The organism is Bradyrhizobium paxllaeri, assembly GCF_001693515.2.
GTDB classification, from domain to species: Bacteria; Pseudomonadota; Alphaproteobacteria; order Rhizobiales; family Xanthobacteraceae; genus Bradyrhizobium; species Bradyrhizobium paxllaeri.
Genome location: NZ_CP042968.1, coordinates 5,456,644 through 5,479,178, shown reverse-complemented (window position 1 = coordinate 5,479,178; position 22,535 = coordinate 5,456,644). Strand labels below are relative to the sequence as shown.

The window sequence follows — 22,535 nt, the reverse complement described above, 5'->3', positions numbered from 1 at the left end:
CTTTTGCGGAACATGGCTGCAGCTTACCGTTGCTACGTCTAGATCTTTGGCTGAATGGGCCTGTCAAGATTCAACACGAGGCTGCGGGTTGTATTTGGCATCTGACGATCACTATTTGGATCAAAGTTACACGATCGATGGTAACGGTTCGGTTTGTGAGTTACTCGCTGGAGAAGTAGCTAGAGAATATCGGAGAGATGGCACGGCGGAATTCGTTATCGACGAGTTCCTAGCACATCTAACTGATGACAAACGGCCACGCCCCACTGGGACGGCTCTTACCGGTCACGGGGCGGAATATTGCGTCCAGTTTGGATCGAAATGGCTAAGTACGTTCAAAACGACATTTTTAAGCGGCCCCGTTATTCAACCGTGCTTTCAACTGGGAGCAGCGGTGTTTCTGAACTGTTGTTCGTCCATGCGACTTGGTGATTCCTGTGTCCCGCAACAATATTCGCTGGCCAGAACACTGTTCGCAGCTGGCTCTGTAGTAATCGGCAGTTTCAGAAATTTGCATATACTGCCCCAATACGGTGAAGCCTTTGCCCGGGCCTTGCTTGCAGGACAGCCGCTCGGCCATATCGTGAACAATCTGAATTTACAGGCGGACGCGTTGGAGCAGAGAGGCTGCGCTTTCCAACTTTTGGGAGACCCCTGTATTAGTTATCCTGCCAACTTGAGTTCATCTCAGGTTCGCCCTCCAACTGTGGCGTCTGCCAGCACTGCGCCCGCCGGTGTTTGTGATCTTGTTAGCAACGTTGCCTGGCTTGAACAGTTTGCAGACACCCTTTTGCATTGGATGCCTGAGAACCAACTGGTGACCGGGTCCTATATACGCGTAACGCTTCTGACGAGCCGCGCCGGATGTATTGCCCATGCCACGCGAGTTGGAGCGCTTCCGGCTAACGAGCTGAGCCTAGCTGTTCAAGACCTAATTGAAAAATTAGCCAAGATGCGCGCCGAGCTATTCGAGATCCTTACCCGTTTTATCCGCAAAGAAGGATGGATTCAGCTGCGATACGCAGCCCATTGTTGCCGGGGAGATACGGTTCGAGCTATTTGCGAGCGTTGTGGCGGAGTAAGTTACGTCACGTGCTATCAGCCGTTGGCCTCACACTTGCTGCCTATCGAACGGGAAGAGTGTGATCGATGTGGCACCACTAAGGAACACATCGGCGTAGAATGCCCACCGCACACTTTCCTCTCGCGCTTAAGCGAAGACCGCTTCACGATTAACCTATCGCAACTACCGGAGTTCGCGGAAGGAGCTATCTTCTTCCACCGGATACCGGATTTCACGGCAGTACCGTGGCCTCGTACGGGCGGCATCATATCAATCCCAACTGCGCGGCTGACCCTCAGGGGCCGCCTGACTTTGGTGGCTGCGGCTCTAGCGCCGCAGTTTGTTACGCTGCGGTATCACACGTTCTTCATCGATCCGAAACTGGATGAGTAGAGCCGCATTCCCAAGTCTTGCAGAGGGAACATGGGCCGCGCGATTATATTCGTTGAGGCGAGCACGACGGGAGCGGGAGCATGCGCCAATCAGCTGGCGCGTGCCGACGGCTTACATATTGTTCTGCTCACGCGCGAGCCGGGAAGGTATGGGCCCGAAATTCTGTCATTCGTCGATAAGATTTTGGTCTGCGACACGAATAACCCAATAGAGGTCTCGAACACAGCACGGCAACAGAGCCAATCTTTCGATGTGGCTGCCGTCACCACAACAGCGGATATGTACGTTCCTCAAGCGGCGCTGGCTGCTAGGCTATTGAACCTCCCAGGGCTCAGCTATGAGGCCGCGCTCTCAGCCCGGAACAAACACCGCATGCGAATAGCTCTAGCAGAGCATGCAGCCGAGTACAATGTGCCGTTCTTTCTGGCACAGAGTCGAGACGATGCCATTTGCGGCGCGGCCCAGCTCGGCTTCCCGCTCGTGATCAAACCTCAGGAGGAAAATGATGGCTACGGCGTAAGGCGTATCAACAATCAACGCGAGCTTGAGGAGTATATAGAGATTGCGCTGGCTTGGTCGCGTAATGCTGCTGACCAACTAATGCCGAGGGGGGTCCTCCTTGAGGCCTATTGTTCGGGTACTGAGTTTAGCGTCGAAACGATCCAATATCCAGGCGGCCGCTGCCAAATCATAGGTGTTGCCAGTAAAGAGATGGTCGGCATCGATCGCAATCACTTCATTGAAGCGGGACATAGTTTTCCATATCTGGGTGCAGAGGCAATGGCGGCGATAGCAGCGACTCGGCGGGCGCTAGCCGCTTTAAACATCGATCACGGCGCCGCGCACACCGAATGCCGGGTGAGCGGCAACGAAACACGCGTCATCGAAATTAATCCCAGGCTCGCAGGTGGCAAGATCGGCAGCCATCTTATCGAGATGGCAACCGGTCGGAGTGCAGTGCGTGCCGTTCTGGATGCGGCATTAGGTAAGAATCCTAATTGGGCTCCTATGCGAAACAGCGGCGCTGCAATTCATTTCTTGTTTGCAGATGTTCCTGGCATTTTTCGCGGCATAGAGAATGTTGGTGAACTTCTGCGCATGCCGGGAATTACGACGGTTTCTCCGATCGCTAAACCAGGAGAGTATGTACATCCACCGAGCAGTAACCGAGACTACGTTGCAGAGATTCTATCGATTGGCCGTACAGCGACTGAGGCTCACGACCGAGTGATAGCGGCATTCCAGCGCACAAGGCTGCATATAGATTCGATCTAGTGTCGTTTCGGGATGCAACATTGCCGTGAGCCGGGGGTACTGGGCGCACGGTTTCCGAATTAAGAGCGCGGAACGCACAGGCACTGCAAGCATTCTCGCGAGTGCAGTGGAGGCTGCGTTGGGAGAGTCCGTTGACGTTTGCCGACCATACCGAACTCTCCGACTTCTTCCGAAACATTTACGGGCCGACCGGAGCATTCAATGCGAAGCCATTTGAAGGCGGTCGCGGTTGGTCCGGTGCGAGGCCTTAGCTTCGTGCAATCGCCTACGACGATCGCAGTGTCGCGGCTCATATCGGCGCGCTGCGCCGCATTATTGAAGTTGGAGAGACTGATTTACTGGTCGCTGAACTGTAGGGGGCGTCCAGATATTGAGCGACTTGGAATTGGCCATTCAGTTCGCGTCATGTGCTCAGCACCGCGGGAACTGGCCGTTCCGTTCGGTTTCGGACCACTCGGCCGTAACGTCCTGGTCCCGAAGGGAAGCCTGGCGCCCTATCTCACACTTGGCGGATTGCTTATCTTACCGCAGATGATGGCTGTGTTTCAAACGATCCAACATCCGCCGTTCGCGTTTCTCGTCTTCGCCTGTGGTCGCGGGCATTCGATATCTCCCGGAAAGGATTGCTACGTACGGAGTGGTGCGCTGCTCACCTACGATCAGCGAGCTCAGAGGGTACCACGACCTTCAACATGTCATACCTGCCCCTCAAGGAACAATGTGAAGTTCGCCAACGACTCTGGATGCAGTTGAAGGCCCGCAACTTGCTCGCGCATATACCTTGAAGACCACCGATATCCGTCGGCTAGCGTCTGCTGCCTCCAGGCGCCGCATGGACAGTCTCTGTCGCCATCCCGATCCTCTGCTGTCGGGCAAAAGACCAAGCTACCTTGGGTCGCAGACTGTCGGAGTGTCCGGCTCGCTGCCTCCGATCACGATCCGCTGGAAATAGCGATCACGATCTCCTGGAATGGTGATGACGATCGTCTGGAACGCACAGAGGGTGGGTTCGACGTCACGTCCGCTCCGTGCCCGCGGAGCGCGATTTTTTGTCTCCCCGCATTTTTTCGTTAACCCAGAAATATCCGCAGAGTTGATCTTTTGACGTTCCGCCCGGCGATCCGGGACTGCATGCCGCGGATGTCACCATGGCCGACGGAGGCGACCGGGTTAACCGTGAACCTTGACTCAATATAGGCACTTGGCACGCCGTCGATCCAATCAGCGACAATCAGGGAGCGCTTGCGTCGCGCGTGACATTCTTTGTCGCCGCTTGTTCGCGTTCGGAGTGCGCTGGCAAATCTGTGGCCGAACCGCTGGCTGACTGCTTGCTGCCATCGCGGCTCGCCGAGCGTGAGAATCCCGGGAAGCTGCTGTGCGAAATTGCGCTTGACGAAGTCGCTGTTGTAGACGCAAGACGCGAGCGCGGGCCCTTTTCCCACGTCACGGCGCACGACGCGTAGGAGTCAGGATCGTTGATGCCGCACTCACCCACGCGATTCTCAGCCCGGGCTAATCGTGATTCAAACGCGCCGCTATGGCGACGCTAGCCGCGGGGCGCACTTGGCGTGGCTCGTGCCGCCGCTTGCGGCCCCAAGCGTCGCGTGTGATAGATCGTCATCAAACACCAGCGTGTAGCGCATTTCCTCTCCCCCCCACACGTGAACAGCCCCCAAGTACGTTCCCGAGATGTTGTCGGAGACGAAGCGTCCGTCGATATAGAGGCCCAAGCGACCATTCCGTACGGTAAAATCTCCATCGCAATCGATGTAGGACAGCGCGACGCGTGCCTTTAGCGTCTCGTCGTCGTCAGTACGAACGGCCGGTTTGCGCGCCGCGCGCTCCATATTAAGTGCAACAAAGCACACACGTGGCGCATCGTTAGAGTTCGGCAACCACTCCGCGCAGATGCGATGCAGTTCGGAAGAGTCTTGCGGTAGCTTGGCCTCCTCGCCGTACACCGGCCGCGCGACGAGCACGAGCAGAATTGCGATGGTTCGGTTCATTTGCAGTTCCTTCAAAAGTCATCAGAGCGTATCGCGGGGGATGTCCCGGGGTTCTGTTGAATTTCTGAAGAGGTCGGCGTTGCCCCCCTTGAGCCGGTAGGCTCGGGGTGCTGATTCCACAAAGGAGAGCAACGCCATGACGAGAGATATCACACCGGCTGGTTCGCCGGCGACCGGGGCTGTGGACGAAGCGTTTGCAGAAGTGCGGGCGAGCTTCGATCGGTTCTGCCTTGCGGCAGGGATCGAGGCGCTCGGCACGATGATGGAGGCGGATGTCACGGCGGCCTGCGGGCCGCGCCACGGTCGCGACGCGGCGCGGCGGGCGCACCGTTGGGGCCGAACGCGGGGACGGATCGGCTTCCACGGCGGCAAGATCGAGGTCGAGCGCCCGCGGGTCCGGGGCCTGGACGGCCGCGAGGTCACGATCCCGAGCTGGGAAACGGCGGCGGAGGAGGACTGGCTTGGTCGCTGGGCGATGAACCTGATGCTGATCAATGTATCGACGCGCCGGTTCGGCCGCGCTGTCCGGCTGCCCGAGGGTGATGTGCCGGCACCGCCCGGATCGGGGGTTTCGAAGTCGGCGGCCTCGCGGAGGTTTGTGGCGCTGTCGGCGGCGCGGCTGGCCGACTTCATGGCTGCCGATCTGTCCGCGCTCGACCTTCTGGTGGTTCAAATCGACGGGCTGCATCTCGGCGACGATCTCGTGCTGGTCGCCGCGATCGGGGTCGACGGTGAAGGCAACAAGCATCCGCTGGCGCTGGTGGAAGGGGCAACCGAGAACGCCGCAACGGTTCAAGCCCTGCTGGACAACCTGGTCTCCCGCGGGCTCGCCCCGACGGTGCCAAGACTGTTCATCGTCGACGGCGCGAAAGCGTTGTCGAAGGCGATCCGCCGCACCTTCGGTTCGGCCGCCGCGATCCAGCGCTGTCAGATCCACAAGGCGCGCAACATCACGGAACGCCTGCCGAAAGAGCATCATGCGGCCACCCGTCGGGTGCTGCGCCAGGCCTGGGAGCTCGATGATGCCGACAAGGCTGAAAAATTGATCCGCAATCTCGCGCGTCGACTCGACCAGCAATGGCCCGGCGTAGCGGCCAGCATTCTCGAAGGCCTCGACGAAATCCTGACTGTCGTCCGGTTGAAGCTGCCGAAGGAGCTGCGTCGATCGCTCGCCTGTACCAACATCGCCGAGAACATGATGGGTACCATTCGCCGCGTCACGCGCAACGTCAAACGCTGGCGGGATGCCGGCATGGCCTTGCGATGGGTCGCGGCCGGCATGATCGAGGCCAACAAGGGCTTCCGACGATTGAAGGCGCATAAGCAATTGTCGGTTCTGCGTGCGGCCCTTCAAGCTCACCACGATCGCATGACGATCAAGCCCGTTGCCCACGTCACGAGAGCCGCGTAACATTCATTCCGCCAACGCCGGTCCGACGTAGTTCAACAGCGATCGGGACATCTCCCGTATCGCGCCCGCAGGCCGGGAAGCGCCGGAGCCCCAAGCAAATTGACTAGTCGATATCGATCTCACGGCCAGTTTCGGCGAACTGCTACGTCTCCATGTCGTACCGGTCACCTATCTTATCTGGTAGGGCTCGCTATTCGATCTCGTTAAGCATGTGTTAACCACGTTTGCACGTGCCCGAGCGAGGGCGCCGCCCCGAAGTGATGGATGTCCCAATCGCTGTTGAACTAGGGTGTGGACTCAATTGATCGAAGTCAAAGTCGCACGGAGGCGAGCTGAATGAAAGCGAAGAACCTGGGTCCCAGCTTGTCGTAGCGGGTAGCGATGCGGCGGAACTGCTTCAGCTTATTAAAGAAGCGTTCGACGTGGTTGCGCCCGCAATAGATGGCTTTCTTCCACCGAAACTTCTTTTTCCGGTTGGATTTGTTTGGAATGTTCGGAATTGCATCTTGATGACGGATATGTGCGCGAACGCGATCGGCATCATAACCTTTGTCGGCGATGACGACGGCGCGCGCCTCAAGTCCATCGAGCAAGGCTTCGGCGCAGGTCACGTCGTGGGCCCCGCCGGGCGTGATGATCAGGCGGACCGGACGGCCTTTCGCGTCGACGCGCGCGTGGATTTTCGTGGTGAGTCCACCTCGGCTTCGGCCCACACAACGATCTCCACTCTTTTTTCACCCCGGAGCGCATGCTGATGCACACGCGCGATCGAACTGTCGATCATCTGCACCTTGCCATCGTGTGCCTTGATGACGGCATCCATCAGCCGGTCCCAGGTGCCTGCCTTGCGCTAGCGGTTGAAGCAATTATAGGCGGTCGTATAAGGCCCGTATCGCTCAGGCAGGTCGCGCCACGGCGCACCCGCGCGCAGTATCGAGAAACTTTCCGGTTGTCCTTTGGCTTCGGCCCACGGCGATCCATAGGCAGAAGAAGTTCAATAACACTCCACTCGAAATCGGTCAGGTCGTAGCGCATGATCCCGCCCCCAATGCTTGGTAGCTTGAATCATGGTCCGCGCCGATCCGCTAGAGAAAATTGAGTACACAGCTTAGCACTACTTTGGCAGATTTACTGACGGTACTGTTTTTCACGGCTTCGTCTTCTGCAGTGTGGGCATTGCTGAGATAGCGGTCGAAGTATGAGATCGACGATCGCGTGGCGTACGGCCGGCAGGCTAGGCTGAGGCGGTGGTCCGTTGATTCTTTTTTTTCCGCCCCACTTGTGTGAGGCGACGATGTTGCAAGAAGGCGTAGGCGATCATGGTCATCAGCGCGTGACGATGAAGACCTTGCCAGGATCGTCCCTCGAAGTGATCAAGCCCGAGTTCCTCTTTCAACTGCTGATGCGCCTGCTCGCAAATCCATCGTGCCTTGATGGTGGCGGCTAGTGTGCGCAGATCCGTCGCGGCGGGCAGGCTGGCGAGATAGTATTTCTTCTCCCCGGAGGTGCGTTGCTCGCCGATGAGCCAGGCTTCGTCGCCTGGCAGATGCTGTTGACCCTTATCCCATATTCGCTGAGGAGGTCCGTCGGCGGTGCGTACACGGACAGCAGCAAATCGGGCTTTCAGCCGACCTTTGGTCCCGCTGCGCCAACTCACAGTTTTCCACTTGGCGCTGGCCAGCATATCTTCGGCCGCGATCGATAGAATATCTGGCACGTGGCGCTTACGTGGCTTCCCTCGAACTTTGGTAATCGGCCAAATGAGCTGCACACCGACCGGATACACCTTGAGGTGACGAGGGATGCCAACGGCCCATGCCAGCCCGCGTGTCGTGAGACCTTGTCGAAACGGCGCGCTGAGGCCGTATCCTGCATCCGCCAGCACACAACCGAAGCGCACGCCGACTGCCATTGCGCGATCGATCTCGGCCAAAGCGATCTCCGGCTTGGATCGTGGCGTCCGGTATTCGACCGGTACGCCGGCGCGCTTCAAACGAGGGCGTCGCTTGTCCAGCTCTCGGGCAGGAAGAGACGCAATGCGATCATCACCGGCACCTCGCAGCGCGCAAGTGTCAGCGACACTAAGGTTTGACAATTTGCCGTTTTGCCAAGAGACGATGCATATTGAGCCGCGACACCAACCGAGCGCTCGCCCTTCTTCGGCATCGCGGTATCGTCAATAACCAGCACCGCATCCTTGCCGCCGACAAGCCGGTCAGCCTGGTTGAGCAGTTCCGATTCCAGCGGTGCCGCGTCCCAGACACCATCGGCGATGAAATGGTGCAACTGATCATAGTTTCCCGTCGCAAGGCGTTCCGCCATCGGCTGAACGCTTTTGCGATCACCAGGACCGATCAATCCCGCAACGTAAAGCGGACACATCCGCTGCCGGGTCTTATTACCCAACCGATCCTGGAATGGCCTCAGCCAGTGTTCGAGCTCGTCTTCCCATCCCACCATGGTCAGCCCTCCAAGAGCCGACCACCCATGAATCATTGAAAAATCGATTCGGGAATCCTGATAAGCGCGCCAAACCTAACAATCTGCCAAAGTAGTGCTAGGTCGGGCCGACGTTGCCAGAATGAACTTACGCCGCACTCGTAACGTGGGCAACGGGGTTGATCGTCATGCGATTGTGGTGAGCTTGAAGAGCCGCACGCAGAACCAACAATTGCTTATGCGCCTTCAATCGTCGGAAGCCCTTGTTGGCCTCGATCATGCCGGCCGCGACCCATCACAAGGCCATACCGGCATCCTGCCAGCGTTTGACTTGCATGTGACGCGAATGGTGCCCATCATGTTCTCGGCGGTCTTGGTACAGGCGAGCAATCGACGAAGCTCCTTCGGACGACAGTCAGGATTTCATCGAGGCCTTCGAGGAAGCTCGCCGCTACGCCGGGCCATTGCAGGTCCAGTCGACGCGCGAGATTGCGGATCAATTTCTCAGCCTTGTACGCCCGGCGGCGTGCCAGCGGATCTCAATAGCTTCATCAGCCGCTGCGCAGCGCGCGAGTTTCTTTGGGCGCAGGATCAAGACCTCTAGAACGAAGCCATTCTGGTCGACAGCGCGTCAGAGCCAATGTTGTTCGCCCGATCGCGATAACGACTTCGTCCAAATGCCGTTTGTCGCGGCGAGCGGGGGCGCGCTGGCGGATCCGATCGGAGAACGGCTGCCGAATTTCCTTCCCGAGTGGCGACGGTTCCCGCAACGCCACGCCCCGCCAGCATGCGCAAGCTAAGTGAATCCGGAAATACAACCAAACGGCATAGCTGACTTTCGGTGCGAGCGTTCGCGGCGATAAAGAGGGCCCGGGCGGTCGGCATGCCGGTCATCTATCTCTCGGCCGCTCCATTCCGTAACGTGACGGTGGCGACTTGACGAATCTCGGCGAGCGTCCGCTATATGTAGATCTGGGGCTGCGCCTTGCCGACGCACTCGGCTAAATGTGGGTAATCGAAAGCTTCACCGGACCTCAACTATCAAGCAGGTCTTTCGCCACCTTGAACACTCTCATGCAAGCTATAGAGCCTCGTTACGAGGAGACAACCTGGCAAGGGCTTCAGGTCAATCGCAGGCAAAGCAGTCGATGCGCACGACATTGCGCCGCTGATCATGGGGGTCACTAGAATCCCCAATGGCTTATCCCCGAAGACAAATGCGGGGCCGTGCTTGCCATCGAGGCGGCCTTCTCAGCTTTTACGCTATAGCTATCGCTCGCCAAAAACTGCTGCAGCAAGTGCTGTTTGATCGTTGCAGCCTCCCGCTCTCCCTGTGAGCAAGCCAAAGAATGCGCTCCGCGATCTCCAGCGCAGAGCGCTGCTTCTGCCCGATGAACGTGGAGCTAGCAAGCACTTCATCAAGGACGTTGCGGAGCATGTGAACCGTAGCAGTGTCGTAGGCCATGTGCGAACATCCATCTCGATAAATCACCAAACAAAAAACATTGCGCTCCACTCCGAGCAGCAGCAATGCGTGGATCGAATTGCTTAGCACGCTTTGATCGTATATTTATGACGGTTATCACCATGATTGCCGCCATACTACCGCCGGTGACGTTGCCTCAACGCCGCAGCATCAGCGCGACCGACGGGCTATTTCTATCCGCGAGCGCGTGACCGTTTTGCCGGCCGGTCCGTCGGGCGGACCTTCCATGGACTGCCTTATTGCATGAACAGTGCTGATTCACGCCCAAAAAGAAGCCTTCGGAGAGAGGAGATCACTAGGGAGAGGCGACTGACATGGCGCCGTCTCCTCGCGCTCTACCGATTGGTTCCGCGACTTGCCTGGCGAGCACGAGAAGCCTCTTCCTTTGCCACCGCCTCCAGTTCAAATCGTTTGCCGGAGAAGTTTGCTATTCTGTATGGTGCGCTGAGCGTCTTCGGCTTGCAGATCGCGCCAGATTTCCTGTGCCCACTCAGCACCTTCGCCATGCAAAGGTCTAACGTCTCGTCCGCTTCCAGTCCCCGAAAATTCATGAGACCTCATGAATGTCTCTGCACGTTTTGCATCCAAAAAATTCTAACGTCCCGCCGAAGCATTGCCCTGCGAGTTGTTCTCGAAGGTGTACGTTGCAAAATTTGAGATCGCGGATCACGCCACAATCGAGCATGTAGATGAGTCGTCCGCCATCAATCAAATTGCGCGCAAGACTGTCTGGCGCCCACGCGATAATCCCGTGAGCTGCTCTTTTCTCGATCTCGACGAAAGCTCGCTTCAACGTGGTCAACTGAGATTCGATTGACGCGACTGCCGATCTTTAGCTTCCGATGATCTTTGCCAGTAGATGAACTAAGGCATAAGTTATACTGGCTCGAACCAGGTTTAGTCTACCTCCTCGTAAAGAGGTCCTGGCCGGTCATTTTGTGAAAGTTCCAGTCCGATCCCACGTAGTACAGCTTCCATCGCGTTGGAATTTTGTCACCAGCCACACGGCCATTCCAGATCGTGATTGTTCTGCAGTTGGGAGCTGTGGGTGACGTCCAATTGACGTAGAAATCTATTTTGTTCGCCGCGACGTTGCCCGCCATAGCGTAAGGCTGTCCCCGGCAAGAAAATCCAGCCGCGTTGTTCACATAGGTTCCCGTGAAATTGCCTGTTGATGCGTCGATCGCCTGTATCGAAAGAATGGAGCCCCTTTGATTCACCCACGTAGAGGGGACTGCTAACTGCGCGTGAGCCGGTAGAGATACAAGGGCGAAGAGGAGCAGCACAAACAAGCGGGTCAAGGTGTTCTCCTGCAAATGCAACTGGCCTTGTTTAGTTATAGATCCGTTTCATGAAGAACACGTGACCAGTACAACACAATGGGAGAGATACGCATTTGAGTCCGCCCACCTCCGACAGAACAGGATCGCCTTGGGTACGGCACAGCTGATCAGGCTCGCTATCTGCTGGATTGCGCCGGGCGGTCACCGACTCGTACCTTGCTCTGCGGCTGAGCTCTGGAGTCGTCGATACGCTTCCGAGCTTCAACTGCGCGACCAACCACCGCGGTTCCTTGCCTCGACCTGTCCAGGTCTCTGATGGCTGATCGGGATTCTGGTATTTTACCGGCGGGTATGACCGACTCGGTGACGCCAACTGCCTCAGGCGCTCGTCTATACGCAGTTTTTCCTGCTGGATCTTTTGCTGCAAGAGTTGAGAGACCTCAACGTGCAACGTCCAGAGCTAGTCAACAGTCATCCGTTCCAGTTCGGCTCGTTTCACGACGTTCCTCCATCACGTCCAAGCTCGGCGACGATGCTAATGTATCACTCGGCGAGCTTTGGTCGCCGTCTGCTCCCGGTGAGCTTCGAATTCCGCTAGGAGCTTTTCCGGATCTAGAGTTTCCGCCCGTCTGACCTGCTCTTCTTGCAGCAAAAATAGCTCGGCAAACTGTTCGCCTAGATCGGCGCGCACTGCTGCGATTTCAGCCGTTGTCTCTTCGTCCGGACGTTCTGCCTCACTTCTAAAACCGGCCCACACGCAAGGATAGTATCGTGGCGTTTTTACCCGTATAGTCCATTTAACGAACTGACCAATGGCGGGGCTCAACCATTAAGCTCGGCAGGCGTCTTTACCTTGCCTGCCCCCACGACGAGGGAGACGGAATGATCACAAATCACCAAGCCTTGTCCGCTGAGAGATTAGTGGCCTGCAGATAAGTCAAGAATTAGCGACCAAGATCGGTTATTCGAATCCGATCTCCAGATCGCTCGATCAAGCCGGCCGTCAGAGGATGGCGTATCCACTCTTCAAACGTAGTCTTCTCATAAAAATCTGGATGTTTGGCTTTGACCCCATCAAAAAATGCGGACCATTCAGAAAATGCGGATTCATCGCTGGGTGCGGCTGCGAGTTCGGTCAATGCAGAGATCTGGCTGCCATATAGTGCGATAGATTTGCTTACCCGCCCCAAACGAGCGACGGCTAGATGCCTACTAGGACATCAATTTGCTTCTCTGGATCAATTATGCCGAGCTCCGCGTGCAGCTCGACTCCGACCTTAGCTATCATAGGGCTTCGGTCTGGAAAGCCGGCCAGCTCCCGCAATTCTCGCGGTGACGCGCTCAGCACTTGCCGCGCAGGATCAAACTCCAAGCCGGTTGGCCCCTTAGGTATCGCCGCGTCGTTCGACCAATCCGAACGGGCCGCCTTGCTCGTCCGCATCGCCTTTCATCTCGTCGTATTCATCGATGAAGGCGAGCGCGGCGGGATCGGATTTCAGCGCGGCGGATGATCCGGCATGCGCGAGACGAGCCGGCACGCCGGCCACTGGCTTTCGCGTTTTCGTCATCCGCTTGCCACGCGCGACTTTCGCGGTCAGCGTCGGCGCCTCGCCGAGCAGCGACATCACGCGTGGCTCAAACTGCTCGGTCAGGAACTGCTTGTTCGGTCCGACATACAGGATAGGGCCCGGGCGCTGGTCGAGCAGCTGGCCGGCGCAATCGAGCGCCGCGTCGGTCTTGCCGGTCTGCGCGCGCAACATGAGGATGACACGGCGCGAGGAGCCGCTGGCTACAACGCGCTCGGGCTCGATGACATAGGGCGTAAGCTTTGGATCACGCGGTCCCGGCACGCCCGCCGTTTGCGAATATATCCTGTTCTCCGCTGCTCATACGTCGGGCGGCATCTGCCGCGACGGCCTCGCTAACAGCGCGAGCCTCTGCCACAGCGCCTCTCCTTTCGGCGGCAATATCTGCCACCCGTTCAATGATGGCAAATTAAAGCGATCTCGATTGTATTGCGGAACTGTAAGTCGCGCGTGATGCGCGCCGGCAGGCCGGCGGTCTCCGCGCGAAACAATCCGATCATGGCCTCGACGGTCGCTCGCCTCGTCGACCTCGATCAAGCGACTTTCGCGTACCGCGTTGCGCAACTCGATCTTGCGCGCCCTGGCGTCGCGGACTCGGCTATCGGCCGCCGTCTTTTGCGCGCGCCGGTCGCTGTCATTCCGAAAGCGGATGTAGTCCTGCACGACATCGACCAGAAAAAAACTGGTCGCGCCCGTGCTTCTCAATCCAGCCCTCCTTTGACAGTTGCCAGATGCGCTCGGGGCTCACCTCACCAAGAGGAGCCGCGCGGCAAGGGCAGATGTGATCAGTTGGCCAGATCTTCTCTGGCCAGTTTGAACAAATTGCGCCAGTCCGCTTAAAGATGTCGCATGAGCGCGGTCGGTGCTCACCGGATCTTCGGGATCGGAATATGCGCTATCCCGGCTATGCTCGCCCGGCAAGAAGCCCTCTGTCCCGGATCCCCGATCAAGGTCGTGCGTCGGATTGATGCGTTGTTCGAGATCGAGCGCTCCCGGGCAAGAGCGCCGAAGGGCGTCTTAAACGCGCCAGACTGCTCAGGCGCGGCGGCCTTCGCCAAATGCATATGGCGGACAAGACCATAAGAGAGCTGCTTCAAGACAACAAACTGAAGACCGCTTCATCAGAGGCCCCTCTGCTTTCACGCTCGGTTACGTCAGCCCCTTGCTGTTACTGGCCGGGGGCTAGACGGGAGCGGAGACCCCCACGTGCCCGGGGGCGGGTTATAGAGGGTCTTGCCCGAATGAACGGCGGTTGAGGATAGTCGCCGGTCTGGTCACGCGCTTCTGCGAAATGAAAGGAGATCGACGCGCCTGACGGCCGAGGGAAAGCGTGTCGCGCACCGCGAACAATGGAGGCGCCGGGTCGCTGTGCACGAGGCTAATGTTGTGCGGATGCTGACGCTGAACCCCTCAGTGCTTTTGCGATCTCGGTCGCTTGCACGTGCAGACGACCATTGTTCAGCGCTGCAAGCACAAACCGATTTATATCCTCAGCCCTAGAGCGGGTTCCGACCAGATTGAATCGTTTGGGATTCCCAAATCAGGCCGGTTCTGATTCAAGCTGTCTGCCGGCGAAGGAGGCCGGCGGGCATGGCGGCATCTCTTTCGGCCGATCTTCGTAAGCGTGTGGTCGCCGCTGTTGAAGGCGGCATGTCGCGTCGAGCGGCTGCGGCGCACTTTCGAGTCGGAGTGTCGAGTGCGATCCGCTGGGTAGCGCAGGCGCGCGAGACGGGCGAGGTGATGGCGAAGCCGCAGGGCGGTGATCGACGCTCGCAGGCGATCGAGGCACAGGCCGACCGCATCCTCGCGCTGATTGCGGCCAAGCCCGACAGCACACTGGAGGAGCTGAAGGCGGCGCTCGCGGCCGATGGACTCGCCTTCAGCATCTCCGCTTTGTCGCGCTTCTTCCAGCGCCGGAAGATCACGCTCAAAAAAGACCGCGCACGCCGCTGAGCAGGAACGGCCGGACGTCCTGAAGAAGCGGGAGGAATGGTTCGACGGCCGGCTCGCCCTCGATCCTGACAAGCTCGTCTTCCTCGACGAGACGTGGGCGTCGACCAATATGGCGCGTACCCGCGGGCGTGCGCCCCGCGGCGAAACGGCTACGTGCCTCCATCCCGCACGGCCACTGGAAGACGACGACCTTCATCGCCGGGCTGCGCCTGTCGGGCATGGTCGCACCGATGGTTCTCGATGGGCCGATTAACGGGGCTGCGTTCCAAGCCTATGTCGATCACGTTCTCGTTCCAGAATTGCGGCAAGGCGATATCGTCGTCATGGATAATCTCGGCAGCCACAAAGGCGCCGGCGTGCGCGCGGCAATCGAAGCGGCCGGCGCAACTCTCCTCTATCTCCCGCCCTACAGCCCCGACTTCAATCCGATCGAGAACGCCTTCTCCAAGCTGAAAGCACTGCTGCGCGCCGCCGCCGAACGTTCGGTCGAAGGACTGTGGACTGCCATCGGGCGTTGCCTCGACCGCTTCACGCCACGCGAATGCGCCAACTACTTCGGAGCCGCCGGATACGCGCCAACCTGATCGAGAACCGCTCTAATCGAGCTGAGTCGATCGGCTTCTGCGATCTGCCGTGTCGTGGCCAAAGCCTCTGCGAGTTCACCATCAATTCGGGCGAGGGTTGCCGAGAGGCCCGAGTCTTGATTGCGATCGTTTCGGTTTTCGGCGGAGCCATCGCACGATTTCATTGTACAGTCGTGCAAACGCGCTGCTCGACGGCGACAGACTGATGCACGCTACCGCGGCTTCGCGACTCGAAGGCCGCGACAGGTAAGTTCGTTCGGCCCCAGCATGGCGACGCAGGCGACGAGCTGCGATGGGTGAATGCCGATCCGATGGGCGATCCCCGATACACTCCCGGCTCCAGCGCCTCTGCCACGACTTGTGCCTTGAACTCATCCGACCAGCGTCGGCGAAGTTGTCGCGGGGCTCCCTAAAGACGCTCTGCGATCGCTTCGATCATATGGAAGGTTCTAGTTTCAGAACTAGGCGCAGACATAGAAGCTCACATCGGCTCACACACTCCGCAGCCGATAGCTGATCGCTCATCCACTCCGCCAGATGGGATCTCTTTGCCGCTTACCTTTGTCATAGGACTACTCCTAGTGCTTGCAATAGGAGTTGCAGCCAGCAGACCCTCTGAGCAAGGCGGCCCTCGCCGTAGTACAGCGCAAGTAGCTCGATCTCGTCGGGTCGAGAGTTCCGACAAAGGCATAAAATTCGGCAATACTAGTGACCGTGAACGATTGCGCGCGCCCTCAGGACATCTATGACGGCCTCCGCAAGTTGCTCGGGCGTCTGATCCATGGTCCTGAGATGAAATTCGGGTCTCATCGGTATTTCGTAGGGTGCATCGATACCCGTGAAGTTCCTGATCTTGCCAGACTTCGCCTTCGAATAGAGACCCTTGGGATCGCGCCGCACGCATTCTTCAAGCGGCGTGTCGACAAAGATTTCGATGAACTCCTCCGTAGCAACCAGGTTGCGCACCATGTCTCGCTCCGCTCTGTAGGGCGAAATGAACGAGCAAATCACGATCAGGCCACCGTCGGCCATCAACTTGGCGACTTCGCCGACACGTCGAATATTCTCGACACGATCGGCCTCGGAGAAACCGAGGTCTCGGTTCAACCCGTGCCGCACGTTGTCGCCATCCAGCAGCATGGTGTGACACGACATTGCAAACAGCTTTTGATCGACGATGTTGGCGATTGTCGACTTGCCGGCACCGGACAGGCCGGTGAACCAGATGATGCAGGGCTTTTGATTCTTCAGGGCGGCCCGCTCGCTCTTTCCCGCTGAAAGAGGTTGCCGAGCAATATTGGTAGCCCGCCGCAGCGGGAACGCAATCATGCCGGCGCCAACGGTGCGATTGGTAAAGCGGTCAATGACAATGAACGATCCGGTCTTGCGATTGACCTCGTACGGATCGAAGGCCACGGGCAGTGCTGTCGCGACATTGCAGAAGCCGATCTCGTTGAGGCCAAGCTTCCTGGCTGCCAGGTGCTCACGTGTGCCGACGTCGATGCGATGCTTGATCGCGGTAATGCTACCGGCGACTCCGGTCCGAGTTCCAATGCGAAGGATGTAATTGCGTCCAGCAACGAGCGGATCGTTGTCCATCCAGATCAGATGGGCCGCGAACTGGTCGGTGACCTCAGGCCGCTCGTTTGGACGCGCCAGAAGATCGCCACGGCTGATGTCGATCTCGTCTTCGAGGGTAATGGTCACGGCATCGCCAGCGTCGGCGCGGGCAAGATTGCCGTCTTGGGTCACGATTCGCTTGACGCGCGTGGTCCGTCCAGACGCTGCGACAACAATCTCATCTCCCGCCGAGATGCTTCCGGAGGCGACTGAGCCGGCATAACCGCGGAAGTCCAGATTGGGCCGATTCACCCACTGAACCGGAAAGCGGAAAACCTGGCTCGCAACGTCGGATTGAATATCGATGCTCTCCAAATAGTCGAGTAGGCACGGGCCTTGGTACCACTTGGTCTTATCGGATTGGTTGATGACGTTGTCGCCGTACCGGGCGGAGATCGGGATCGGAAAGACCGAGGTGAAGCCAAGACCGGCAGCAAAGGCCATATAATCGCCGACGATCCGATCAAATCTCCCCTTGTTGTACTTGACCAGATCGATCTTGTTCACTGCCAGCACCACGTGGCGGATGCCTAGCAGCGAGCAGATGAAGGAGTGACGCTTGGTCTGGACCAACACGCCCTTGCGGGCATCAATCAGGATGATGGCGAGCTGGGCGTTCGAGGCGCCAGTTGCCATGTTGCGGGTGTACTGCTCGTGGCCGGGCGTGTCTGCCACCATGAACGATCGGCGCAGGGTGGTAAAAAAGCGATAGGCCACATCGATCGTGATGCCTTGTTCCCGTTCAGCTTCAAGCCCGTCAACTAGCAGAGCAAAATCGACATCATTGCCGGTGGTGCCGTGCTTGGCGCTGTCGTGTGCCAGCGCCGCGAGCTGATCCTCGTAAATCACTTTGCTATCATGCAACAGCCGTCCGATCAGCGTTGACTTTCCGTCGTCTACCGAACCACAGGTGATGAATCGCAGCTGGTCCTTGCCGGCCAGGACACGGTCGATTGTTGCCTTGGAAGTAATCAAAAGTAACCTTCCCACTTCTTCTTCTCCATCGAAGCGGCTTCATCGGTATCGATCAAGCGTCCCTGGCGCTCAGATACGGTCGCAGTGTGCATTTCCGCGACAATGCCCTCAATTGTGGTCGCGTCGGAGTCGATGGCGCCGCTCAGCGGATAGCATCCCAGCGTGCGAAAACGGATCATGCGCATCTCCGGCGTCTCGTTGGATTGAAGACGCAATCGTTTGTCGTCGACCATGATCGTTGCGCCGCTTCGCCGCACCACGGGTCTTGGCTTTGCGAAGTAGAGCGGGACGACCGGGATCTTCTCGAGCATGATGTATTCCCAGATGTCGAGCTCGGTCCAGTTCGACATTGCGAATACACGCATGGTTTCGCCCTGGAGGAGTTGGGTGTTGAAGAGGTTCCAGAGCTCCGGCCGCTGGTTGCGGGGATCCCACACGTGCCCGGCCGAACGGAAGGAGAAGATCCGTTCTTTCGCACGGCTCTTTTCCTCGTCACGTCGCGCTCCACCAAACGCAGCATCGAACTGATAGAGATCGAGCGCCTGCTTCAGGGCATCGGTTTTCATCACCCGAGTATGAAGAGCTGAGCCGGAATCGATCGGGTTAATCCCACGCTCAAGGCCCTCCTTGTTCACATGGACGATGAGTTCGACGCCTAGCCGCTTGGCCGTCTCATCCCGGAAAGTGATCATCTCGCGGAATTTCCAGGTCGTATCGACGTGAAGGAGGGGAAACGGCAACTTCGCGGGATAGAACGCCTTGATTGCGACGTGCAGCATGACACTCGAGTCTTTACCGATCGAGTAGAGCATAACCGGATTCTTGAACCCGGCGACTACCTCACGCATGATTTCGATCGACTCAGCCTCGAGGCGACGCAAATGTTTCGGCAGCATATGGTTCTTCTTTGATACAGAATCGTTGTTCGTTAGATGCCGTTTGGCGCAGGGCTTCCGCTTGGGGTCCGATAATCCTGCCGCAGCAGCAAGCAGGACCGCACGACCGGAAGCCGCTTTGCTGCATATCGGTGCTAGTCAGGGGTAGGCATCGGCCTCGCTTTCAATCAAACGGAACTCGAGCGACCATCCGGACCGTTTCAATTCTTGCACCGCGTCTCCGTCCATCCCCGCTTTGGTGTTACGACTGGGAGCTGGCGCCATAGACCGGTCCAGCCGAGGGCATTCCCTCCTCAACAAGACCAATAATGACGGTGTGCTCGAGTTCTCGAGCTCCCGGGATCGGCCGCTTTCGCTTGCTCGCAAAGCTAGGGCCAAGTCGAGGATTGGCTCAACTGTACGAAGATAAACGGGCCGGCATAAAAAGGTTGGTAAAACCATACGGAGGTTTATTGGTAGTAAATGCCTACGCGACGTGAGCGACACTTGTCGCCCCGCGCCCGTGATGCTGCTTGCGTAGAGCATCGAACAAGCTGGCCCCATACGCCTTGGTTGGTGCTCGGCTTACAAATGAGAACCACCTCTTAGAGCGACGACAAAGTTTGATAGCCATCCTGATATGCCTGAGTTCTCTAAGAGGGTGTTCTCCTCTGCGGACTGAGATGTTCGAGCGCAAACGTGGCGGCGCTGCCTTGTTTCTTTCCAGCCGGATGAGATGCTGCGCTCGGTTGCCTAGCGCTAGAAGGGCCTGCGGAGATGGTTCCGGAATCTGGCGACGCGGAACAGCATTTGGCCCCCCAAACGCGACATTCTGTTCTCTCCTGATCGCGGCGGTGGAGTTTTCTTGTTTGGTCGCGCAGGCGATAGCCGTCGCGAACGGTCTGGACCATATGGAGGCGATGGAGCAGGTGATCGAGCGTTGCAGCCGTCGTGCCGATCGTCCGCGGAAGCGGCCTAAATTCAACTGGCTAGTCAGGATGATGGATGGTCGCAGGCTTGCTGCTGTGTTGGAAGAACAAGCTGGTGTTTGTCGACGGAACGGCGCAACCGCAAGCGTCGAGGACGACGAGGCTTTTGGTGGTTGTCACTGCACGATTGTGCGGCTTCCTGTGAGGAGCCAAAGACGCCGCGTTTGGTCTTTTGAAAGAAGTTGGAAGCTGCGGTCACATTCCGTCCCGTTGACAACGCAGCGGCGATACACCTGCCATTGCGCGATGCCTGGGTAGCAGTGCCAGCTCTCATCCATCCACTGGAGCAGATCGTTTTGCAAAGTCAATGCGATCCATACTATTGGATGTGGTAGGGGAGGCTGCCTGCACTTTGAGATACTCTGTTCGAGCAACGACCCGCGCAACCCAAAATGTCACGGCAGCTCGAACCATGAATCGCGACCAGATCCGTATATCTCAAGAGACAGCAATCTGCTCATGAAAACGCGATTGGCGGACTTGAGGGCCGATGACGTGTGTCAAATCCCGCTGAGCAATCTGGATGTAAGCGAAGCCAAGCGCTTTCAGGATGATAGCATATGGGGGTACTTCGAGCGGTTGCGAACGGAAGATCCCGTTCACTACTGTCAAGCCAGCCCTTATGGTCCATATTGGTCCGTAACGAAATACCGGGATATCGTAGCGGTAGATACAAATCACAAAGCGTTCTCGTCGGAGCAGGGTGTCGCTATCGTCGACGTGCCTGACAAGCACTGGACTCAGAGTTTCATCAAGATGGGTCCTCCCAAACATGGCGAGCAGCGCCATACTGTAAGCCCGATCGTCGCACCGGAAAACCTGATTAAGCTCGAAAGCTTGATCCGCCGACAGGTCAAGACGATTCTGGACAGCTTGCCGCGCAATCATGACTTCAATTGGGTGGACATGGTCTCCATCGAGTTGACGACGCAGATGGTGGCCACGCTATTCGACTTTCCATTCGAGGATCGGCGGCTCTTGACCTATTGGTCAGACGTAGCTGTTGCAATTCCGAAAACGGGCCACGCGATCGACAACTGGGATAAGCGAAGCACGATCTTGTCCGAGTGCCTGGAGTATTTCACGCGGCTTTGGAACGAGCGCATCAATGCCGAGCCACGCATGGACCTGATTTCCATGATGGCGCACTCGCCTGCAACTCGACACATGGAGCCGAGCGAGTTTCTCGGGAATCTGATTCTGCTGATCGTCGGCGGAAATGACACTACGCGTAATTCGATTACCGGGGGCCTCCTGTTCATGAACCAGCACCCCTCCGAGCTGCGAAAACTACGCGATAATCCCGAACTGGTATCGAGCGCGGTGTCCGAAATTATTCGGTATCAGACTCCCATCGCACATATGCGCCGCAACGCCGCGACCGATATCGTCGTAGGTGGGAAACAAATCAGGAAGGGCGACAAGGTCGTCATGTGGTACATCTCTGGTAACCGCGACGAAGAGGTCATCGAGAACGCCGACAGATTTCTCATCGACCGCAAGAACGCCCGGCAGCATCTCTCGTTCGGATTCGGCATCCATCGCTGCCTTGGTCGGCATCTTGCCGAACTGCAGCTGAAAATCCTCTGGGAAGAAGTCTTGAACGCGCGGCTCGAAGTCGAGGTTGTCGGCGAACCCGATCGAATTGCGTCTAACTTTGTGCACGGTTATTCCGCTCTTCCTGTGCAGATTAGAGCTTAGGCTGTGATGCGCTTGGGCCGCCAGGCCATGAGGTTTTTCTGCGCCCGACCTGAATGAGCGGATAGCTTTCGTCGAAAATGAGGGAAAGGCGGCCGCGATGCAGATCTCATTTTTCATGAAAAAGCAGCGCCCGTAGACCGGTCGTTTGCATCGCCACGACGGAGGGAAGAAAACTGCGGGCGGCGGCCAATGCTGCACGGTTTGTGAACGTTTGTACGATAGCCAAACACACGTGTGCGCATGCGTGCCGGGCCGACCTCGATAGGACTTCGATAGAAGCATCTCGGCCGGGGCAAGATGCGCGTCGACGTCCAAAGTTCCGAGCTATCATCCCCACAGCAATCGGATTGGCAATCGTTGGCAGCATCATCGCCGCGACGGAGTTTGGGGCCCATCCTCGTCGGCTGTCCGATAAAGGGCAACATCAGCAAGAGCACGGGCGAGCGCATCTATCACTCACCGGGGCAGGAGTATTGTACTCAAACTCGGATATCTGGCTCTCAGGCGAACGATGGTTTTGCTCGGAGGCAGATGCGCGGGCAGCCCGGAGCTGACAGCATCTGGCGTCTGAATCGGCCCGCAGCGGTGCTTTGCAGCAGCGTTATCGTACGGTGTCGCTTAGGCCGCTCGGTAATATCGTCTTGCTCGGCAAGGAACACCAAGCTCGCCTGGAAGATGAAAGTTGCCACCGGCGGCTTCGGTTGGAAGTGTGGAGGCTGCGCGTCATGGCAGATGCGTCAGAGCGCGCCCAATCAACTACCAAATTCAGCAATTGATGGAACTGACGGACACATGGCAATCAGCATCCAGGAACCCGCGAGGCGACCGAATCGAGGAAAGATGGATGCAACATATTAAGAGCTTTGATGCAATGCCATTTCGGGATTGCGCGTCAG

11 protein-coding genes and 8 pseudogenes are annotated in these 22,535 nt (G+C 57.8%); 6 read left to right on the top strand and 13 right to left on the bottom strand.

Annotation, left to right across the window (positions count from 1 at the left end):
• Nucleotides 1-88: 88 nt before the first annotated feature.
• The 3 genes and pseudogenes from LMTR21_RS26120 to LMTR21_RS41170 all read left to right on the top strand — a co-directional run.
• Nucleotides 89-1,456, top strand: a complete 1,368-nt coding sequence (locus tag LMTR21_RS26120) for a hypothetical protein (protein WP_141688387.1) — start codon at nucleotides 89-91, stop codon at nucleotides 1,454-1,456.
• Between the two features lie 30 nt (nucleotides 1,457-1,486).
• A complete protein-coding gene (locus LMTR21_RS26115; protein ID WP_065754112.1) occupies nucleotides 1,487-2,731 on the top strand; it encodes an ATP-grasp domain-containing protein in 1,245 nt (414 codons plus the stop codon).
• Nucleotides 2,732-2,814: 83 nt separating this feature from the next.
• Nucleotides 2,815-3,181 (top strand): annotated as a pseudogene (locus LMTR21_RS41170) (GNAT family protein); the annotation flags it as partial.
• Nucleotides 3,182-4,266: 1,085 nt separating this feature from the next.
• On the opposite strand, the gene LMTR21_RS26105 reads toward LMTR21_RS41170, so the two are convergent.
• Nucleotides 4,267-4,737, bottom strand: coding sequence for a hypothetical protein (locus LMTR21_RS26105; protein WP_141688386.1), 471 nt, complete (start codon nucleotides 4,735-4,737; stop codon nucleotides 4,267-4,269).
• 136 nt (nucleotides 4,738-4,873) lie between these two features.
• Between LMTR21_RS26105 and LMTR21_RS26100 the strand changes: the two genes are divergently transcribed.
• Nucleotides 4,874-6,148: an IS256 family transposase gene (locus LMTR21_RS26100; protein ID WP_065750578.1), complete on the top strand. Its 1,275-nt coding sequence runs from the start codon at nucleotides 4,874-4,876 to the stop codon at nucleotides 6,146-6,148.
• A gap of 311 nt (nucleotides 6,149-6,459) precedes the next feature.
• Here LMTR21_RS26100 and LMTR21_RS26095 read toward each other — a convergent pair.
• The 9 genes and pseudogenes from LMTR21_RS26095 to LMTR21_RS26055 all read right to left on the bottom strand — a co-directional run bounded on the left by LMTR21_RS26095 (nucleotide 6,460) and on the right by LMTR21_RS26055 (nucleotide 13,605).
• A pseudogene (locus LMTR21_RS26095) lies at nucleotides 6,460-7,183 on the bottom strand (IS5 family transposase).
• A gap of 112 nt (nucleotides 7,184-7,295) precedes the next feature.
• Nucleotides 7,296-8,644, bottom strand: a pseudogene (locus tag LMTR21_RS26090) (IS701 family transposase).
• A 91-nt stretch (nucleotides 8,645-8,735) separates the two neighbouring features.
• Nucleotides 8,736-9,105, bottom strand: a pseudogene (locus tag LMTR21_RS26085) (IS256 family transposase); the annotation flags it as partial.
• Nucleotides 9,101-9,321, bottom strand: a pseudogene (locus tag LMTR21_RS42005) (DDE-type integrase/transposase/recombinase); the annotation flags it as partial. The pseudogenes LMTR21_RS26085 and LMTR21_RS42005, both read right to left, overlap by 5 nt.
• 72 nt (nucleotides 9,322-9,393) lie before the next feature.
• Nucleotides 9,394-9,472, bottom strand: a pseudogene (locus LMTR21_RS42000) (IS6 family transposase); the annotation flags it as partial.
• A 1,503-nt stretch (nucleotides 9,473-10,975) separates the two neighbouring features.
• A complete protein-coding gene (locus tag LMTR21_RS41995; protein ID WP_430642598.1) occupies nucleotides 10,976-11,293 on the bottom strand; it encodes an avidin/streptavidin family protein in 318 nt (105 codons plus the stop codon).
• Between the two features lie 112 nt (nucleotides 11,294-11,405).
• On the bottom strand, nucleotides 11,406-11,729 hold the full coding sequence (locus LMTR21_RS26070) for an H-NS histone family protein (protein WP_430642597.1): 324 nt from the start codon (nucleotides 11,727-11,729) through the stop codon (nucleotides 11,406-11,408).
• Between the two features lie 1,012 nt (nucleotides 11,730-12,741).
• A complete protein-coding gene (locus LMTR21_RS26060; RefSeq protein WP_065755903.1) occupies nucleotides 12,742-13,206 on the bottom strand; it encodes a phage terminase large subunit family protein in 465 nt (154 codons plus the stop codon).
• Nucleotides 13,207-13,242: 36 nt separating this feature from the next.
• Complete coding sequence (locus LMTR21_RS26055) at nucleotides 13,243-13,605, bottom strand: hypothetical protein (RefSeq protein ID WP_141688589.1); 363 nt, start codon at nucleotides 13,603-13,605, stop codon at nucleotides 13,243-13,245.
• Between the two features lie 927 nt (nucleotides 13,606-14,532).
• Between LMTR21_RS26055 and LMTR21_RS26050 the strand changes: the two are divergent.
• A pseudogene (locus LMTR21_RS26050) lies at nucleotides 14,533-15,479 on the top strand (IS630 family transposase).
• 160 nt (nucleotides 15,480-15,639) lie between these two features.
• Here the strand turns inward: LMTR21_RS26050 and LMTR21_RS41990 are convergent.
• From LMTR21_RS41990 to cysD, 3 genes and pseudogenes are all read right to left on the bottom strand, one after another.
• Nucleotides 15,640-15,843, bottom strand: a pseudogene (locus LMTR21_RS41990) (hypothetical protein); the annotation flags it as partial.
• 341 nt (nucleotides 15,844-16,184) lie between these two features.
• Nucleotides 16,185-18,089, bottom strand: a complete 1,905-nt coding sequence (cysN, locus tag LMTR21_RS26040; RefSeq protein ID WP_065755906.1) for a sulfate adenylyltransferase subunit CysN — start codon at nucleotides 18,087-18,089, stop codon at nucleotides 16,185-16,187.
• Entirely contained in the window at nucleotides 18,071-18,970 is a 900-nt protein-coding gene (gene cysD / locus LMTR21_RS26035) for a sulfate adenylyltransferase subunit CysD (protein ID WP_065755907.1), read from the bottom strand. Before cysD ends, cysN begins: the two co-directional genes overlap by 19 nt.
• Nucleotides 18,971-20,397: 1,427 nt before the next feature.
• On the opposite strand from cysD, the gene LMTR21_RS26030 reads away from it, so the two are divergent.
• Nucleotides 20,398-21,639, top strand: a complete 1,242-nt coding sequence (locus LMTR21_RS26030) for a cytochrome P450 (protein ID WP_065755908.1) — start codon at nucleotides 20,398-20,400, stop codon at nucleotides 21,637-21,639.
• Nucleotides 21,640-22,535 lie beyond the last annotated feature (896 nt).

Coding starts and splice junctions, on each gene's coding strand:
- LMTR21_RS26115 (WP_065754112.1), top strand. CDS start 1,487: ATGGGCCGCGCGATTATATTCGTTGAGGCGAGCACGACGGGAGCGGGA.
- cysD (WP_065755907.1), bottom strand. CDS start 18,970: ATGCTGCCGAAACATTTGCGTCGCCTCGAGGCTGAGTCGATCGAAATC.
- LMTR21_RS26105 (WP_141688386.1), bottom strand. CDS start 4,737: ATGAACCGAACCATCGCAATTCTGCTCGTGCTCGTCGCGCGGCCGGTG.
- LMTR21_RS26100 (WP_065750578.1), top strand. CDS start 4,874: ATGACGAGAGATATCACACCGGCTGGTTCGCCGGCGACCGGGGCTGTG.
- LMTR21_RS26030 (WP_065755908.1), top strand. CDS start 20,398: ATGAAAACGCGATTGGCGGACTTGAGGGCCGATGACGTGTGTCAAATC.